16 protein-coding genes are annotated in these 17,417 nt (G+C 66.7%); 10 read left to right on the top strand and 6 right to left on the bottom strand.

The features are described from left to right. The 5 genes from ACX80V_RS06830 to ACX80V_RS06810 form a co-directional block, all read right to left on the bottom strand. On the bottom strand, nt 1-260 hold a 260-nt coding region (locus tag ACX80V_RS06830; RefSeq protein WP_485842503.1), incomplete at its 3' end, for a hypothetical protein. 120 nt (nt 261-380) lie between these two features. Beyond that, nucleotides 381-1,505, bottom strand: coding sequence for an adenylate/guanylate cyclase domain-containing protein (locus ACX80V_RS06825; RefSeq protein ID WP_056348150.1), 1,125 nt, complete (start codon nt 1,503-1,505; stop codon nt 381-383). Further along, complete coding sequence (locus ACX80V_RS06820; RefSeq protein WP_485842502.1) at nt 1,495-2,094, bottom strand: PH domain-containing protein; 600 nt, start codon at nt 2,092-2,094, stop codon at nt 1,495-1,497. Before ACX80V_RS06820 ends, ACX80V_RS06825 begins: the two co-directional genes overlap by 11 nt. After that, entirely contained in the window at nt 2,087-2,995 is a 909-nt protein-coding gene (locus tag ACX80V_RS06815) for a biotin--[acetyl-CoA-carboxylase] ligase (protein WP_485842501.1), read from the bottom strand. Before ACX80V_RS06815 ends, ACX80V_RS06820 begins: the two co-directional genes overlap by 8 nt. A 68-nt stretch (nt 2,996-3,063) precedes the next feature. Next, the gene (locus tag ACX80V_RS06810) at nt 3,064-3,951 is read right to left on the bottom strand and encodes an SDR family oxidoreductase (RefSeq protein ID WP_485842500.1); all 888 of its coding nucleotides are present in this window, start codon (nt 3,949-3,951) and stop codon (nt 3,064-3,066) included. Nucleotides 3,952-4,186: 235 nt separating this feature from the next. Here ACX80V_RS06810 and ACX80V_RS06805 point away from each other — a divergent pair, with 235 nt between their 5' ends. The 4 genes from ACX80V_RS06805 to ACX80V_RS06790 all read left to right on the top strand — a co-directional run bounded on the left by ACX80V_RS06805 (nt 4,187) and on the right by ACX80V_RS06790 (nt 9,406). Continuing rightward, nucleotides 4,187-5,770 (top strand): acyl-CoA carboxylase subunit beta, encoded by a 1,584-nt coding sequence (locus ACX80V_RS06805; RefSeq protein ID WP_485842499.1) that lies wholly within the window; start codon nt 4,187-4,189, stop codon nt 5,768-5,770. Further along, nucleotides 5,767-5,994 carry an acyl-CoA carboxylase subunit epsilon gene (locus tag ACX80V_RS06800; protein WP_485842498.1) on the top strand — a complete coding sequence of 76 codons (228 nt, stop codon included), beginning with the start codon at nt 5,767-5,769 and terminating at the stop codon, nt 5,992-5,994. Before ACX80V_RS06805 ends, ACX80V_RS06800 begins: the two co-directional genes overlap by 4 nt. A gap of 9 nt (nt 5,995-6,003) precedes the next feature. After that, nucleotides 6,004-7,689, top strand: coding sequence for a DUF885 domain-containing protein (locus ACX80V_RS06795; protein ID WP_485842497.1), 1,686 nt, complete (start codon nt 6,004-6,006; stop codon nt 7,687-7,689). 253 nt (nt 7,690-7,942) lie between these two features. Beyond that, on the top strand, nt 7,943-9,406 hold the full coding sequence (locus ACX80V_RS06790; protein ID WP_058929587.1) for a dicarboxylate/amino acid:cation symporter: 1,464 nt from the start codon (nt 7,943-7,945) through the stop codon (nt 9,404-9,406). Between the two features lie 95 nt (nt 9,407-9,501). Here ACX80V_RS06790 and ACX80V_RS06785 read toward each other — a convergent pair whose 3' ends face one another. Beyond that, on the bottom strand, nt 9,502-10,080 hold the full coding sequence (locus ACX80V_RS06785) for a hypothetical protein (protein WP_485842496.1): 579 nt from the start codon (nt 10,078-10,080) through the stop codon (nt 9,502-9,504). A 160-nt stretch (nt 10,081-10,240) separates the two neighbouring features. Between ACX80V_RS06785 and ACX80V_RS06780 the strand changes: the two genes are divergently transcribed. The 6 genes from ACX80V_RS06780 (at nt 10,241) to ACX80V_RS06755 (ending at nt 17,388) form a co-directional block, all read left to right on the top strand. Further along, a complete protein-coding gene (locus ACX80V_RS06780) occupies nt 10,241-10,930 on the top strand; it encodes a TetR/AcrR family transcriptional regulator (RefSeq protein WP_058929589.1) in 690 nt (229 codons plus the stop codon). 1 nt (nt 10,931) lies between these two features. Further along, nucleotides 10,932-13,457, top strand: a complete 2,526-nt coding sequence (locus tag ACX80V_RS06775) for an MMPL family transporter (protein ID WP_485842495.1) — start codon at nt 10,932-10,934, stop codon at nt 13,455-13,457. Nucleotides 13,458-13,466: 9 nt separating this feature from the next. Continuing rightward, nucleotides 13,467-14,153, top strand: coding sequence for a Maf family protein (locus ACX80V_RS06770; RefSeq protein ID WP_058929591.1), 687 nt, complete (start codon nt 13,467-13,469; stop codon nt 14,151-14,153). A gap of 129 nt (nt 14,154-14,282) precedes the next feature. Further along, a complete protein-coding gene (locus ACX80V_RS06765; protein ID WP_485842494.1) occupies nt 14,283-16,097 on the top strand; it encodes an acetyl/propionyl/methylcrotonyl-CoA carboxylase subunit alpha in 1,815 nt (604 codons plus the stop codon). 19 nt (nt 16,098-16,116) lie between these two features. Next, nucleotides 16,117-16,557, top strand: coding sequence for a YybH family protein (locus ACX80V_RS06760; RefSeq protein ID WP_058929593.1), 441 nt, complete (start codon nt 16,117-16,119; stop codon nt 16,555-16,557). A 99-nt stretch (nt 16,558-16,656) separates the two neighbouring features. Beyond that, complete coding sequence (locus ACX80V_RS06755; protein WP_485842493.1) at nt 16,657-17,388, top strand: glutamine amidotransferase; 732 nt, start codon at nt 16,657-16,659, stop codon at nt 17,386-17,388. Nucleotides 17,389-17,417: the final 29 nt, after the last annotated feature.

Here is a 17,417-nt window from a genome sequence, read left to right as displayed (position 1 = left end):
GGATAATTCAGCCGACCCACCGCATTCTTGGATTTACTGACTACCCACACGCCGCCGTCGTTCAACTCCACCTCAGTGGTCTTGAACCCCGGATAGATGATCGCACCGGTCACCAGGACAACCACAGCAGCAGCAAGAGCCGTCCCCGCAACGCCGCGGGAGCGCAGGATGCCGCGGCGGGTGGTCCAGCCCGCGCCGATTCCTGCGCGCGCATTTGTGGCACGCGGATTTGTGGCGCGCGCCGTTCGGCGAAGTTTCATGACCAGTATCTCCCCAGATAAGACTCCGGCCGGGCCGATGTACGGTCCGCTGCAGCCGGGCACAACCGACTATAGCGGCATTCACCATCAAGTGGATAAATACGTGGGGACGGTAACGCGCTAGTCCAGGACCAGGCCTTTTCCTTGTCCGCGTGCCAGAAGCACGGGATGGATTTCGCCGAACCCGCGGACATTTTCAGCAGGCTGCGGAACGAGAATGAAGCGCTTGTCCTGGTCCAGCGCGGATGCAGTCATGGAGTCGATCAGGACGGTTCCCGGATCCGCCAACGTGGTGAGCCGGGCGGCGAGGTTGACCGTGGGGCCGTAGATGTCCCCCAGCCGGGACAGGATCCTGCCCCAGACCATCGCCACCCGCGCTTCCGGCAGGATCTCGTCTTCGGTGAACGCCTGTGCCAGGGCCAGTGAGATCTCGGCTCCGGCAGCCGGCGTTTCCGCAATGTACAGGACTTCGTCACCTACGGTCTTGACCAGGCGCCCGCCGCCAACGGAAATGATCTCGGCGCATTTGTTCTCAAAGCGCTGGACCAGCCGCGCGAGCGTTTTTTCATTCATCCGGCGGGAGAGACTCGTATAGGAGACCAGGTCAGCAAAGCCGACGGCGCGGGCCAACGGCAGCGGGGCATCGTCTTCATCGCCATCGCGGCCTTCTTCGCTGGCCTGCAGGCCGGCTTCGGCGCGCACGGCCAGGCGTTGCACGCCGGCATTGAGTTGCCGCCGCCACGAATAGACCAGCATCTCCTCTAGTGCATCCAGCAGGGAGGGAAGTTCCTTCACCAGGCGCTTGCGGGCCACAGCGTCCGTGACGCCCTGTTCGTGGACCATGTCCTCCACCAGGGCCTCGATCTGCCAGACCACCATGCGGTCGGTCATCTGCCCGATGGACCGGGTCACGGAGATGGCGGCTTCCTCGGTCAGCACCCCGGTGCGGACCAGGTCAACCACGGTGGACAGCGCAGCCTGATCCCGTTCGGTGAAGGCGACGTCTTCGTCGCCGAAGTTCGGGAAGCCGAGGGCACGCCACAGCTTCCGGGCAGAAAGGAGGGACAGCCCTGCGCCGGCGGCCACCTCACGGCGCCGCAGCTTCCGTTCGCCGCCCAACAGCCGGGTCTCGAGAGCCTTGGCAGCCACTCGTTCCGGAGAGAGTGTGCCTGTTGCCGGGTGGGCAGTTTCGGGCACGGCGGGAGCCGGCAGGTCCGCTTCGTCCCGCTGGTCCTCATCGTTCATCGTCTCCACCTTCTCTCAACTCCCACGGCAACGCTTCGTCTATGTCATCCGATATCTCATCAGTCCCCGGGTCCCCGCCCACAGGCAGTTCGTCAATCGCATCCAGCACGAAGTCCCGGAACCGCACGGCTTCCGGGACGTCCTGGATGTTCACCACACCTTGGTACCCGGTTTCCAAGGATATATTCCCGGAGCGCAATATGCGCTGCAGCACCGACTGGTGGACCGTCACGTTGCGGATCGACGCGAGGTTGACCTGCTCGTCCCGGCGCCGCATCATGCCGTAGCGGGCAACAATCCGCCTGCTCGTGAGGATGTACCGGGTTGCCTGCCACCGCAGCAGCCGAGGCAGGCAATATGCCAACCATATCCACGCAGCGGCCAGGACGCATGCCAGGACGATCCACGGTGTCCAGTCAGCGGAAGCCACCGGCACCAGCCGGGTAGCCTCACCCCGCACGGTCCAGGCACTGGCAAAAGCTGCAGCGGCCGGTGCCGCAATGAAGGCTGCGGCCGGGCCGGCCAGCTTCCTCGGCTGCGGGCGGGTGATCGTAATGACCTGCTCGCCCGGCACGAGGCCTTTACGCATAGCCGCTTTCAGCGCCCTGGCCCGGCGGGGTCCACGGGCGCAGGTGGACAACATCGCCGGCGGTGACCACATGCTCGCGGCGGTCCTTGTCCACCACCAGCAGTGAGCCGTACTCGTCCAGCCTCGAAGCGTGCCCGATGATCTCGTGGTCACCGGGCAGCTGCGCGCGCACCTGCTTGCCCAGCGTCACCATGGCGGACTCCACCCGTTTGTGAAGCGAAGGGCCGCCGGCAATCCCGGCGGTGGGGTCGCCGTCGGCATTGCAGAAGCCGCGGTAGAGCACGGCGAAATGGGCGAGGTAGCTCTTGAGCAGCACGGTCCGATCAACGGTCAGCGGTTCTTCCAGGGCAACCGACGTCGCTGTGGGCACCGGGAGTTCCGACGCGGTCAACGTCACGTTCAAGCCGGTCCCCAAAATGACCGGTGGAACAGAACCGTCCCCCATGGGCCCCAGCTGGGCCAGGATCCCGGCGATCTTGCGGCCACGGACCAGGACGTCATTGGGCCACTTGAGCTCGGCCGGAATACCCGCGGTCTCAAGCAGCGTCTCCCGCAGCGCCAACGCGCCCAGCAGTGACAGCCACGAATACGTGTGCGTGGGCAGGGGCCTGCCCTCGGCATTGGCGGGCCGCAGGACCAGGGACACCGACACTGAGCTCAGCGGCGGCGCTTCCCACCGCCGGTCCAGGCGTCCGCGGGCGGCGGTCTGGTACTCGGCCGTCAGCACTGACAGGTCCGGCCACTCCTTTGGCTCAACCGTCACCGAGCGCAGGAGGTCCGCGTTGGTGGAACCGGTGGAGTCCACCACCACCACCTTGGCGATGCCTGTGGCCGCCAGGAAATCCTGGTCCGCCAAGGCTCCGCGATCCAACGGATTTCCTGGGGTGTGTGAGTCATCCATGGTTGAATCCTATCGACTCAGGCGCCGCCGCTGGCTGTTCCCGCAGCCACATGACTGGAACCCGCGGCTCAGAGGAATATGTCCGGAACCAGCCGATCCTCCGCGGCCCCGAGGCTGTACGGACGGAAGTCGGTGACACCCGCCGCGCGGAGCACCTGTTCGTCCGTATAGAAGTTGCCGCTGGGTGCACCGGGGCCGGCCAGGTTGCTGCCGGTCAGGACGGCGTGGGCTGCGTCGGCCATGATCTGTGGTCCGCGCGCGGCCTGGACGATCTCCTGGCCGCCGGGCATGTTCCGGATGGCCGCGGTATCGATGAGGGTGCACGGCCAGAGCGAGTTGACGTTGATGCCGTCGGCCTTGAGTTCTTCGGCAAGGCCCAGCGTGGTGAGGCTCATCCCGTATTTGGCCATGGTGTAGGCCAGGTGCCTGCCTGCCCAGTGGGGGTCAAGGTTCAGGGGCGGCGACAGCGTCAGGATGTGTGCGTGGGCCGATTTGCGCAGGGCGGGCAGTGACAGCTTGGACAGCAGGAACGTGCCGCGGACGTTGATGTCCTGCATCAGGTCGTAGCGTTTCATGTCCACGTCGTCGGTGGTGGAGAGATCGATCGCGGACGCATTGTTGAGCACGATGTCGATCCCGCCGAAGCGTTCGACGGCGGCCGCCACGGCTCCTGCGACGTCTTCGTCGCTGCGCACATCACCGACGATTGCCAGGGCGTTGCCCCCGGCAGCCTCCACCTGCTCGGCGGCGCTGAAGACGGTGCCTGCCAGCTTGGCGTGGGGCTGGCCGGTCTTGGCCATGAGGACAATATTGGCACCGTCCTGTGCGGCCCGGGTGGCAATGGCCAGCCCGATGCCGCGGCTGCCGCCGGACATCAGAATGGTGCGGCCGCGAAGGGACCCGGTGGCCTGGTACGGCGTTGCGGCAGTGGACCTTGCGTCGTTGCTGGAAGTCATGGCTCCACTGTAGCCGAGGTGTGTTACTGGCGAGTAACATAGTGCTGGCCGCTGGAAAGTGCGGAAAATTGTAGGTTTTCTACAGTCGTCCCACGCAGATGCGTCATTAGACTAGCCAGCAGGGTTCGTCTTTTGTGTGGAATCTACTTAAATCCCGCGCCTGACCTGCCAGCTACCACCGCACGCAGCACCACATTGTTACAGCACCAATCTGCTACAGAGCCGGAGACACTTGATGAGCCACGATCTGACAACGACAGCGGGAAAGATCGCCGATTTCCGCGACCGCCAGGCCCGTGCAGAACAACCCTCCGGCCCCGAAGCCATCGAAAAGCAGCACGCCCGCGGCAAGAACACCGCCCGCGAGCGCGTGGAACTCCTGCTGGACGAAGGCTCGTTTGTGGAGCTTGACGCACTTGCCGTGCACCGCTCCACCGCCTTCGGTATGGAAAAGAAGAAGCCGCTCGGCGACGGGCTGGTCTCCGGCTACGGCACCGTGGACGGGCGTCCCGTTGCCGTCTACAGCCAGGACTTCTCGGTCTACGGCGGATCGTTGAGCCAGGTCAACGGCGAGAAGATCGTCAAGGTCCAGGAATTCGCCCTGCGCAACGGCTGCCCTGTAGTGGGCATCCTCGACGGCGGCGGTGCCCGCATCCAGGAAGGCGTGGCCTCGCTGGCCATGTTTGCCGACATCTTCCGCAATAACGTCCACGCTTCCGGCGTCGTCCCGCAGATCTCGCTCATCATGGGACCGTCCGCCGGCGGCGCGGCCTACTCCCCCGCCCTCACGGACTACGTGGTGATGGTGGACAAAACCTCGCACATGTTCATCACGGGACCGGACGTCATCAAGACCGTCACGGGCGAAGACGTGGACATGGAAACCCTCGGCGGCGCCCGCCAGCACAATGCCAACACAGGCACCTCCACGTACCTCGCCTCCGACGAAGCCGATGCCATCGAGTTCGTCCGCGAGCTGCTGGACTTCCTGCCGTCCAACAACCTCGCAGAGGCCCCGGTGCTGGAGCACCAGCAGGAGCTGGAGATCAACGACGACGACCTGGCCCTGGACACGCTCGTCCCGGACTCGGCCAACCAGCCGTACGACATGCGCACAGTCATCGAGCAGATCGTTGACGACGCACATTTCCTGGAGATGCAGTCCCTCTACGCCCCCAACGTGATGATCGGCTACGGCCGGGTTGAGGGACACACCGTGGGGATCGTGGCCAACCAGCCGCTGCAGTTCGCCGGCACGCTGGACATTGCAGCCTCGGAGAAGGCCGCCCGCTTCGTCCGGAACTGCGACGCGTTCAACGTCCCCATCATCACCCTGGTGGATGTCCCCGGCTTCCTGCCCGGCAAGGACCAGGAGTTCCAGGGCATCATCCGCCGCGGCGCCAAGCTGCTGTACGCCTACGCCGAAGCCACCGTCCCCAAGCTGACGGTCATCACGCGCAAGGCCTACGGCGGAGCGTACATCGTGATGGGCTCCAAGAAACTCGGCGCGGACCTGAACCTGGCGTGGCCCACGGCGCAGATCGGCGTGATGGGCGCCCAGGGCGCCGTCAACATCCTGTACCGCCGCGACCTGGCCGCAGTTGCCGAGGCCGGCGGGGACGTTGAGGCCCGGCGCGCCGACGTTATCCGCCAGTACGAAGAAGAGTTGCTGAACCCCTACCAGGCCGCCCAGCTGGGCTACGTGGACGCGGTCATCGCACCGTCCGATACCCGGGGCCAGATCATCAAGGGCCTCCGCGCCCTCCGCGACAAGCGGGCGAGCCTGCCCACCAAAAAGCACGGGAACATCCCGCTGTGAGTGCGGACAAGCCGGTGGTGGACGACGCGCAAGCCCTGCTTTCTGTGGTCAAAGGGCAACCGTCGGCCGAAGAGCTCGCGGCGCTGACCGCCGTCGTGCTTTCCCTGGGCAGCGCGGACGCTGTGGCCGCCGGGAAGCCCACCGCCCGCGACTGGGTGCGCCGCCAGCAGCTGCGGCTCGCCCCGACGCCGGGTCCCGGCGCCTGGAGGCGGAGCCGGGGTTAGGCTCGTGGGGTGACTACCGAAGCCGCCCCTGCCGCCCGTCCGCACTCCGCCATCGATGCCGTGGCGGATGACTATACCGACACACTTATCCGCCTGAACCCGTCGCTTGCCACCGAGTTGGGGCTGCCGGGGCATGAGACCGAGTACCCGGACTACTCCCCCGCCGGCATCGCCGGTTTCGCAGCGGAAGCCCGCAAGGCCCTTGCTGCCCTGGAGGGCCTCGCACCCCAGGACGACGTCGATGCCGTCACCCTCGACGCCATGCGGGAACGGCTGGGCCTCCAGCTGGAAATCCACGAGTCCGGCTGGGACGTGGCGGAGCTGAACAACATCGCCTCCCCCGCACAGGACATCCGGGCCATTTTCGACCTGATGCCCACGGACACCGCTGAGCACTGGGAACACATCGCCGGCCGCGCGCTGAACGTCTCCGGCGCCCTCCGCGGCTACACCGAATCACTGCGCCAGGCCCGGGACGCGGGCAAAGTCGCGGCCGAACGCCAGGTCTCCATCGTCATCGAGCAGACCGCCAAATACGCCGCCGAAGACGGTTTCTTCGCCAAGTTCGCCGCCGAGGCCCGGACTGCGGACGGTCCCCTGCCGGGCGAAACGCAGGAAACGCTCGACGCCGGCGCTGCCGCTGCCCGGGGTGCCTACCGGGAGCTCGCGGAGTTCCTCCGCACGGAACTGCTCCCTGCCGCCCCGCAGCAGGACGCCGTCGGCCGGGAACGCTACGCCCTGGCCTCGCGCTCCTTCCTGGGCGCCGCCGTCGACCTCGAAGAGACCTACGCCTGGGGAGTCCAGGAACTCGACCGGCTCATCGCCGAGCAGGAAAACGTTGCGTCCCTCATCAAGCAAGGGGCCAGCATCGAGGAGGCCAAGGACGTCCTCAACAACGACCCTGCCCGCCAACTCAAGGGCACAGAGGCCCTCAAGGCGTGGATGCAGGAACTCTCGGACAAGGCAGTTGCCGAGCTTGCCGGCGTGCACTTCGAGATCCCGGACGTGATGAAGAAGCTCGAATGCCTCATCGCCCCGACCGACGAGGGCGGCATCTACTACACGGGCCCCTCCGATGACTTCAGCCGTCCCGGCCGGATGTGGTGGTCAGTTCCCGCCGGCGAGGACACCTTCACCACCTGGGCCGAGACCACCACGGTCTTCCATGAAGGCGTCCCCGGCCACCACCTGCAGGTGGCCACCGCCACCTACCGGCGGGAACTGCTGAACAAGTGGCGGCGCAACATCTGCTGGACCTCCGGCCACGGCGAGGGCTGGGCCCTATACGCCGAAAAGCTTATGCAGGAACTCGGCTACCTGGCCGATCCCGGCGACCACATGGGCATGCTGGACATGCAGCGGATGCGGGCGGCGCGCGTGGTGTTCGACATCGGCGTCCACCTGGAACTGGAGATCCCCGAACGCTGGGGCAGCGGAACATGGACCCCGGAGGCGGGCTACGACTTCCTCAAAGAAAACCTGCCCATCACCGAAGGCCAGCTCAAATTCGAGTTCACCCGGTACCTCGGCTGGCCCGGCCAGGCCCCGTCCTACAAAGTGGGACAGCGCCTCTGGGAACAAATCCGGGCCGACCTCGAAACCCGGCCCGGCTTCGACCTCAAGGCCTTCCACACGCGAGCGCTGAACATCGGGTCGGTGGGCCTCGATACCCTCCGCCGGGCGCTGCTTTCCTAGGTCTCTCGTGGCCCCGGAGGGGCCCGCATCCTCGGCGTGCTGCTCCTTCGTCGCTCTGACGCACGCTGCCGGATGCGCCCCCTCCGAGCCGGGTTCGGTGAGACTCTTGCCACATTCGGGGCGGGAATAACTTCACAATTGCCATGATTGGCGCCGGATTTTCGGGGATTGTGCGCCGCCAGGGCTCTGGGGCGGCGTAACACTTCTCAACATCTGTTCGCCGTGATAAGAAACCCGGGCCTAGCGTGTTCTGGTGAGCACTCAAACCCGCACCCCCGAATCCGCAGGAAAGACCGGCTTCCAGCTGCCCAAGTGGGCCGGCTCGTTCGGTTTCCAGATCATCGCCGCCCTCATAGTGGGCCTGGGCCTCGGCCTGCTGGCCAAGTACACGGGCAGCACCAAGGAGGCCCCCAACGGCCTCGGCGCCACGCTGCAGACCATTGGCTCCAGCTACGTTTCGCTGCTGCAGACTGCGGTGGTTCCGCTGATCTTCACCGCCGTGGTTAGCTCGATCTCGAACCTGCGCCAAGTCTCCAACGCCGCCAAGCTGGCCTGGAACACCCTGCTGTGGTTCGCCATCACGTCCCTGATCGCGGTCGTGATCGGTATCGGCCTCGGCGTGCTTCTGCAGCCCGGCGCCAACACCGGCATCACCCAGGAGGCCAAGTACGCCGGCAAGTCCGGTGACTGGTGGTCCTTCCTGATCGGGCTGTTCCCCAAGAACTTCCTCGGCCTCGGTGCCAGCTCCACCGTGACTGAAAGCGCCACCGCGGCCACCACAGTCAGCACCTCCATCAGCTTCAACGTGCTCCAGATCCTGGTGATTGCCATCGCCGTCGGCGTCGCCGCCCTCAAGGTCGGCAAGGCTGCCGAGCCGTTCCTGAACCTCAACGCTTCGGCGCTGGCCGTCATCCAGAAGGTCCTCTGGTGGATCATCCGCATCGCCCCGCTCGGCACGGTGGGCCTGATCGGCAACGCCGCGGCCGTGTACGGCTGGGACACCATCGGCGCGCTCGGCAAGTTCACCTTCGCCATCTACGTGGGCCTGGCCCTGGTGCTGTTTGTGGTTTACCCGACGCTGATCCGCTCGCACGGCCTGTCCGTGAAGCAGTACTTCTCCGGGGTATGGCCCGCCGTGCAGCTCGCGTTTGTGTCCCGCTCCTCGATCGGAACCCTGCCGCTGACCCAGCGCGTCACCGAGCGCAGCCTCGGTGTTCCCCGCGCCTACGCTTCCTTCGCCGTACCCCTGGGCGCCACCACCAAGATGGACGGCTGCGCCGCGATCTACCCCGCGATCTCCGCCATCTTTGTGGCCCAGTTCTTCGGCGTCCAGCTGGAGGTCAGCCACTACCTCCTCATCGCCCTCGTCTCGGTCCTCGGTTCCGCCGCAACGGCCGGCACCACCGGCGCCGTAGTGATGCTCACCCTGACGCTCTCCACGCTGGGACTGCCCCTGGCCGGCGTCGGACTCCTGCTCGCGGTGGACCCCATCCTGGACATGGGCCGCACCGCGGTCAACGTCGCGGGCCAGGCCCTCGTGCCCACCATCGTGGCCAAACGGCAGGGCATGCTCGACGAGGCGCTCTACAACGCACCCCGCAACGGCACTCCGTTTGTGGACGACGACGCCGACTCCTCCGCTGCGGATCCTTCCGCCGTCGCCGGAGGTACTGACTCTCCGGAAGCCGGACGCGAACTGGCCGACGCGAAGGCCTGACGCACGGCTCGAACAGCAAACAGGAGAAGTCCCCGGGAAGTGCTCCCAGGGACTTCTCCTGTTCGGTGCCGGGTTTCGCTCAGCCCGGCCTTTCGTTAGCGGCCGCCCCCTCCGATGACTCCGTTCTGGACAGCCTTGGTCACGGCGTCAGCCTCGGCCTGGGTCAGCTTGCCGTCGGTGACGGCCTGGTCCAGGCGCGTCTTCAGAGCCGCGGCGCGATCTGCCTGTTCGGCGGTGCGCAGCTCTTCAAGCGCCGCCGTGACCTTGGCCTCGTCGATGCCGAGCGTTGCCGCGAGGGACTTCGCGAGTTCAGCCTGCTTCGCGGCCGGGTCCGGCCGGGTTCCTTCAGTTCCGTCGGCCGGCGGGGTGGTGGGCTTGTTGGCCTCGCGGTAGGCCTTCAGGGCCTCCGTCACCTTGGCCTCGTCCACGCCCAGCTTGGTGGCAAGTTCCGCTGCGTCAACGCCGCGGAAGCCGCCGTGGCCATGGCCACCCCGCATGCCCTTCCCTTCAGCTGGGGCAGTGCCGGTGCCCCCGTCGGCCGAGGCGCTTGAGCTGGCGCTGGGGGTGGGCGTCGGCGTCGTGGTTGCGGACGCCATGCCGGCGACGCCGATCCCGGCGCCAAGGGCCAGCGCGGTGGCCGTGAGGCCAAGGGCAATTCTCTTTGTGCGTAACATTCTTGTCTCCTGGATCTGCCGTCCGGTGACGGCTGGTGAAGATGTCCCAGACGGGACTCTTCCAGTCTTCGGCGGCAGGTTCAGGCTCAGCTGTCGGGAACCTTTCATCTTCCTGTGAATCAACTTGCGCGGCGTGCAAACTTGCACGTAGTGTAAGTTCATGCCCGAACTTCTCTCGCGCCGTGAGCTGAACAAAGCCGCCACCCGCCAGGCCATCACCGATGCCGCCCTGACCCTGCTGCGCGCCCAGGGACCCGGGAATTTCACGGTGGAAGACATCGCCGAATCAGCAGGGATCTCGCGCCGCACCTTCTTCAACTACTTCAGCAGCACCGAGGCCGCGCTGGCCTCCATGACGCATGGGTTCCTGGACAACGCCCTTCAGCAGTTCCGGCAGCGGCCCGCCGACGAGCCCATCCTCGAATCGGCGCGCGCGGCCCTGATGCAGCTGGCCGACCCCATGACGGTGGCGCCGCTGGCTGAACTCTTCACCCTCACCCAGGACAACGCGGTCCTGTCCCGGTCCGAACTTGAGGCGTGGGACCACTGCACCGAAGAGATCATCAGCGCGGCCCGGGAGCGCTTCGCCGGAACCCCGGGCGCCGTCGTCGACGAACTGTACCTGCGCGCCCTCGCAGGCTCCGTCATCTCCTGCGGGAAGGCGGCCATGGACGTGTGGTTCGCCCGATGCGGCGCCGATCTCTCCCCCGCATCACTCGCTGTGCTGCGGCAACTGCTCATTGACGCCATGGGACACCTCGGCTCCGGCTTCGGCAGCCCCGTTCCGGCAGCCAGCCCCTCCGCGACGTCCACAACCGCCACTACGCACCTCAACAAAGAACGGCTCTGACATGGCCCTGCTGCTCTACCGCCTCGGCAAGTTCTCCTACCGCCACCGCTGGCTGGTCATTTCGCTCTGGCTCGCCGCGCTGGTGGCCGTCGGCGGCTCAGCAGCCGCCTTCCACGGCACACTGTCCAACAACTTCCAGATTCCGGGCACTGAGACGCAGCGGATCGCGGACAAGCTGAAGCAGGAACTGCCGGCAGCGTCGGGCGGCTCTGCCACGATCGTCTTTGAAGCCCCGGAAGGCGGCTTTACTGACGGCAGCCGCGCCGCCGTCACGGCTGCCCTCACCAAGCTTGGTGACCTGCCTGACGTCAAGTCCACGGTGGATCCCTTCGCCACGCAGGCCCAGCTGGACAAGGCCGGGCAGGCCATCTCCGACGGCGAGCAGCAGCTTGCCGCGGGCAAGGCCCGCCTGGATGCCTCACGTGCCGAGCTCGACGCCGGCACAACGCAGCTGAACGCCGCGGAGCAGCAGCTCGCTGCCGGCGGCGCAACCTCAGCCATGATCGAGGCCCAGCTCGGAGCGCAGAAGGCCGCCCTGGCACAGGGCCAGGCGCAGCTCGACGCCGGGACCCAGGAACTGCAGGCCGCCAAGGCCAAGCTCGATCTGGGCAAGCGGCAGGCGGAAGCTTCGGGCGGGATCCGGTTTGTCTCGGCGGACGGCCAGGCGGCCGTGGCACAGGTGCAGTTCAACACCTCCATCAACGCCCTCACCCCGGCGGTGCGCCAGCAGGTCCAGGACATCGCCCATGAGACTTCGTCCGTGGGCGTGACGGCGCTGGCCAGCAAGGAAATCACCGAAGACATTTCAGAACTGTTCGGCACGGCCGAAATCATCGGCATCGGTGTGGCGGCCCTGGTCCTGATCCTGATGCTGGGCACGCTCATCGCCGCGGGCCTGCCGCTACTGATGGCCGTCATCGGCGTTGGTGTCGGGGTGGGCATCACGTTCGCCCTGTCCGGCGCCTTCGAGATGAGCTCCATCTCCCCCATGCTCGCGCTGATGCTTGGCCTCGCCGTAGGCATTGACTACTCCCTGTTCATCGTCAACCGGCACCGGACCCAGCTGCTGGCAGGAATGGACCCCGAGGAATCCGTAGCACGCGCCACGGGAACCTCGGGCAACGCCGTGCTTTTTGCCGGCCTGACGGTCATCATTGCCCTGGCCGCCCTGGTGGTGCCCGGGCTGCCGTTCCTGAGCGTGATGGGCCTGGCAGCGGCAGGCACGGTCGCGGTGGCCGTCCTGGTGGCGCTCACCCTGACCCCGGCCCTGCTGTCCCTGATCGGCCGGCGCATCATTTCCCGGCGGGCCTGGGCCAAGGCCGATGCCCACAACGCCGAGGCCGGCCACGAGGTTGCCGACCAGGCCAAGGATGAGGAAAAGAGCACCCGGGGCTGGGGCGGCCTGGTCACCCGGCACCCGGTTGTGGCGCTAGTCGCCGGCGTACTCCTGCTGGGAACGCTGGCCCTGCCTGCCGCGCAGCTCCAGCTCGCGCTGCCCGACGGCGGCTCCGAACCGGTGGACTCCGAGGCCTACCAGGCCTATGACGTCACCGCCCGCAGTTTCGGCGAAGGCGTCACCGGCCCCATTGTGGTGGTGGGTGAATTCCCGACCGGCCTGGACGAAGCCCAGGCCCAGGAACTGCAGTATGACGTCGCGGACCTGATCCGGGGCGTGGACAACGTGGTGGCAACGGTGCCCGTGGCGCTGAGCGAGGACCGCCGCACCGCCGTATTCCAGGTCATCCCGGAAGAGGGGCCCGCCAAGGCCGGCACAGTGCAGGTGGTGAGCGAACTCCGCGAACGCGGCACCCAGATCCAGGCCGAAACGGGGGTCACCATCGGCCTGACCGGGCAGACCGCCGGCAACATCGACGTCTCCACAAAACTCGGTGACGCCCTGCCGTCGTACCTGGCGATCGTCGTCGGGCTTTCCCTCATCCTGCTGCTGCTCGTATTCCGCTCCATTGTGGTTCCCCTCCTGGCAACCGGCGGTTTCCTGCTGTCCCTGGCCGCCGCGTTCGGCCTGGTGGTGGCCGTCTACCAGTGGGGCTGGCTGGGCGGCGTGTTCGACGTCGCCAATCCCGGGGCGGTCCTGAGCTTCCTGCCGATCATCCTGATCGGTGTGCTGTTCGGCCTGGCGATGGACTACCAGGTGTTCATCGCGTCGGGCATGCGCGAGTCCTATATGCATGGCGCGCCGGCGAAAAAGGCCGTGCGCATCGGCTTCAGCCATGCCGGCGCCGTGGTGACCGCCGCCGCGATCATTATGGTCAGCGTGTTCGCCGGCTTCATCTTCAGCCACCTGACCATGGTCCGGCCGCTGGGCTTCGCCATGGCGTTCGGTGTGCTGCTGGACGCGTTTGTGGTCCGCATGACCATCGTGCCGGCTGTGATGTACCTGCTGGGCGAAAAGACCTGGTGGCTGCCCAAGTGGCTGGACCGGATCCTGCCGGACGTGGACGTGGAGGGCGCCCGGCTGGAACGCCGAGAAAACGAACCGCAGAAGCTGCCCGAGCCCGTCCACTAGGCTAAAACGGTGACCCGCCTCATCCTCGCCTCCCAGTCCCCCGCCCGCACCAAGCTCCTGGCCGACGCCGGTATCCGGCACTCCGTGCTGGTCTCCGACGTGGACGAGGACGCGGTCCAGGCCCGCTACGGCGTCACGGATCCGCATGATACCGCGCTGCTGCTGGCCCGCGCCAAGGCCGAGGCGGTGGCCGCGTTGCCGGAAGCGGAGGGCGCGCTGGTCATCGGCTGCGACTCCGTCTTCGAGTTCGACGGCGAGGCGCACGGCAAACCGTACACGGCCGCCGTCGCCCGCGAACGGATGCTGCGGATGAGCGGCAACAGCGGTGTCCTGCACACCGGGCACTGGCTGGTGGACTGCCGCGCGACGGCAGCCGATGACGAGCCCGCCGAGATAGGCACCGACGCAGCGGCCGACGGCGGCATCACGGCACCGGGATCCGGCGCCACCCTCGGTGCGGTCGCCTCCGCCGAGGTCCACTTCACGGAGATGGATCCGGAAGAGATCGACGCGTACATCGCCACGGGCGAACCGCTGCACTGCGCCGGCTCGTTTACGATCGACGGCCTGGGCGGGGCGTTCATCCGGAAGGTGGACGGGGACCCGCACGCCGTCGTCGGGCTGTCAGTCTCCACGCTGCGCAGTCTCCTCGGACACGCAAACGTACGCATCACGGACCTGTGGTCCGCCGAATAATTGCGGCGATTTTCCGACCAATTGTAGGTTCCCTACAAAGCCGCGCCCGTTTACACGCGGAAACCGCAAGTAATATCGGCGGAACCCACAAAATCGCGCTAGGCTCCCTGAAGGAAAGAAGGAGACGCCTTGTCAGCAAATTTGGAGCAGTCCGCTAGTCCCGTGCAATCGAACCTCACCAAGGTGCTGATCGCAAACCGAGGCGAAATCGCAGTGCGCATCATCCGCGCGGCTCGCGACGAGGGCATTGCCTCCGTGGCTGTATACGCCGATCCGGACCGCGACGCGCTCCATGTCAGGCTGGCCGACGAGGCCTACTCCCTCGGTGGCAACACCGCCGCGGAGTCCTACCTGGTGATGGACAAGATCATTGACGTTGCCCGCCAGTCCGGTGCCGACGGCATCCACCCCGGTTACGGCTTCCTCGCCGAAAACGCCGAGTTCGCCGCCAAGGTCATCGACGCCGGCATCACCTGGATCGGCCCGTCCCCCGAGGCCATTTCCGCCCTAGGCGACAAGGTCCAGGCCCGCCACATCGCCGAGAAAGTGGGCGCCCCCCAGGTCCCCGGCACCGCCGATCCTGTGCAGTCCGCCGAGGAAATCCTCGAGTTCGTGGACAAGTTCGGCCTGCCCGTGGCCATTAAGGCAGCCTTCGGCGGCGGCGGCCGCGGCATCAAGGTGGCCCGCACCCGCGAAGAAATCCCGGAGCTCTTCGAGTCTGCCGTCCGTGAGGCCACTGCAGCCTTCGGCCGCGGCGAGTGCTTCATCGAACGCTTCCTGGACGCCCCGCGCCACGTCGAAACGCAGTGCCTCGCGGACGCCCACGGCAACGTCGTGGTCATCTCCACGCGTGACTGCTCGCTGCAGCGCCGCAACCAGAAGCTCGTTGAAGAAGCACCTGCCCCGTTCCTCACCGAAGAGCAGAACCGCCGCCTCTACGAATCCTCCAAGGCGATCCTGAAGGAAGCCGGTTACCTCGGCGCCGGAACCTGCGAGTTCCTGGTGGGCCAGGACGGCACCATCTCCTTCCTCGAGGTCAACACCCGCCTGCAGGTGGAGCACTGCGTCTCCGAGGAAGTCACGGGCATCGACCTGGTCCGCGAACAGTTCCGGCTGGCCCGCGGCGAGGAACTCGGCTACGGCGACCCCGAGGTCCGCGGCCACTCGTTCGAATTCCGCATCACCGGCGAGGACCCGGGCCGCAACTTCATGCCCGCCCCCGGCACCATCACCACCCTGAAGAACCCCACGGGCCCCGGTATCCGGATCGATTCCGGCGTGGAGGAGGGCGATGTCATCAGCGGCAACTTCGACTCGATGCTCTCCAAGCTGATCGTCACCGGCGCCACCCGTGCCCAGGCCCTGCAGCGTTCGCGGCGCGCCTTGGAGGAAATGGTGGTGGGGGGCATCCCCACCGTTATCCCGTTCGACCTCGCCGTTGTTTCGGACCCCGCTTTTGCGCCCGCGGAAGGGCCTTTCAGCATCCACACCCGCTGGATTGAAACCGAATTCGTCAACAACATTCCCGCCTGGACGCCGGACGGAACCGCTGAAGCCAGTGGCGACGCCGGTGAACGCCAGCGCGTGGTGGTTGAAGTGGGGGGCAAGCGCCTCGAGGTTGTCCTGCCGGCCTCCCTTGGTTCGATCGGGGCGGGTTCCGCAGCCGGCGTGAAGTCCAACAAGTCTAAGAAACGCCTCCGTTCAGGCGGAGCGGCTGCGGCCGCCGCCGGCGACGCGCTGACCTCCCCGATGCAGGGCACCATCGTCAAGGTTGCCGTGACCAACGGCGACGTTGTGTCCGAGGGTGACCTGGTGGTGGTTCTCGAAGCGATGAAGATGGAACAGCCCCTGACCGCGCACCGTTCCGGCATCATCACCGGACTCAGCGCAGTGGCCGGTGAGACGGTTTCGGCCGGCGCCGTCATCGCCACGATCGAAGACTAGACCCTGCCGGAGGCACCCCATGCTCGCACCCAGTTTTGAAGAAGAAGTAGACCGCTACCACCTGGCGGTTCCGGAAATCACCCGCGGGAATCCCGGTGCCGTCAAGGACCTGTATTCCAGGCTCGACGACGTCACGCTGGCCAACCCGTTCGGCGGCATCGCACGTGGCTGGGCCCAGGTGGAGGCCCGGCTGGACCAGGCGTCCCGGCAGTTCCAGGACGGCGAGATGCTGGGGTTCGACACCATCACCTCCTACACCGCACGCGACACGGCCTACCTGGTGGAAACGGAACACTTCCGTGCCCGGCTGGAGAGCGCCGCAGCGCCAGAGGAATTCGCGCTCCGTGTGACCAGCATCTTCCGGCGCGAAGAAGGCTACTGGAAGCTGGTCCACCGCCACGCAGACCCGGCCGCGCAGCCGCAGTCCCGGCGATCCTTCGCGCAGCCTGCCAGCCACTGACAGCGTTCGTGCCTCTGGCGCCGGGGCTGTGCTCCGGCGCCAACCGCAGGCTCGCTGCGTCCTCTGGCGTTGAGCTGGGGCGAAAGGCACACTTAGCGTGTGAAGCCTTTCCTCCTCCTTGCCTCCCGGGCTGAAGACGCCGCCGCAGAGGAAGAGTATGAGGCGTACCTGACGTATGGCAGGCTGACCCCTTCGCAGCTGAGGCGTGTCCGGCTTGAGGCCGCTCCCCTGCCGCAACTGGACCTGAACGATTACTCGGCGGTGATTGTGGGCGGCAGTCCCTTCACGTCCAGCGACCCGGCAGACCACAAGAGCGAAACCCAGCACCGGGTGGAGCGGGAACTGGCCGGGCTGCTGGACCGGATCGTGGCCCAGGACTTTCCGTTCCTGGGCGCGTGCTACGGGGTGGGGACGCTGGGCAGGCATCAGGGCGCCGTGATCGACAGGACCTTTGGCGAACAGCTGGGCGGGGTGGAAATCGAGCTGACGGAGGCGGGGCTCGCGGATCCGCTCCTGCACGGGATGCCACGGCGTTTCACCGCCTTCACCGGGCATAAGGAGGCTTGCACCAGATTGCCCTCCCACGCGGTGCTGCTGGCATCCTCCCAGGCCTGCCCCGTCCACATGTTCCGCATCAAGCAGAACCTGTACGCCACGCAGTTCCACCCTGAGCTGGACGCGGAGGGCCTGGTGACCCGGATCGACATCTACCGCCACGCCGGCTACTTCCCGCCGGAGTCCGCCGAGGAACTCATGGCGGACGCGCGGACGTACACCGCCACCGAGCCCATGAAGATCCTCCGCAACTTCGTGGACCGCTACGCCAACTGAGCCTGCGGACGGGTGGCGAGCGCCGCCGT

Source organism: Pseudarthrobacter arbutini (assembly GCF_054510915.1).
Note: the sequence above shows the minus strand (reverse complement) of the source record. Positions and strands in the feature narration are given on the sequence as shown.

Coding starts and splice junctions, on each gene's coding strand:
- ACX80V_RS06825 (WP_056348150.1), bottom strand. CDS start 1,505: ATGAACGATGAGGACCAGCGGGACGAAGCGGACCTGCCGGCTCCCGCC.
- ACX80V_RS06820 (WP_485842502.1), bottom strand. CDS start 2,094: ATGCGTAAAGGCCTCGTGCCGGGCGAGCAGGTCATTACGATCACCCGC.
- ACX80V_RS06815 (WP_485842501.1), bottom strand. CDS start 2,995: ATGGATGACTCACACACCCCAGGAAATCCGTTGGATCGCGGAGCCTTG.
- ACX80V_RS06810 (WP_485842500.1), bottom strand. CDS start 3,951: ATGACTTCCAGCAACGACGCAAGGTCCACTGCCGCAACGCCGTACCAG.
- ACX80V_RS06805 (WP_485842499.1), top strand. CDS start 4,187: ATGAGCCACGATCTGACAACGACAGCGGGAAAGATCGCCGATTTCCGC.
- ACX80V_RS06785 (WP_485842496.1), bottom strand. CDS start 10,080: ATGTTACGCACAAAGAGAATTGCCCTTGGCCTCACGGCCACCGCGCTG.
- ACX80V_RS06780 (WP_058929589.1), top strand. CDS start 10,241: ATGCCCGAACTTCTCTCGCGCCGTGAGCTGAACAAAGCCGCCACCCGC.
- ACX80V_RS06775 (WP_485842495.1), top strand. CDS start 10,932: ATGGCCCTGCTGCTCTACCGCCTCGGCAAGTTCTCCTACCGCCACCGC.
- ACX80V_RS06760 (WP_058929593.1), top strand. CDS start 16,117: ATGCTCGCACCCAGTTTTGAAGAAGAAGTAGACCGCTACCACCTGGCG.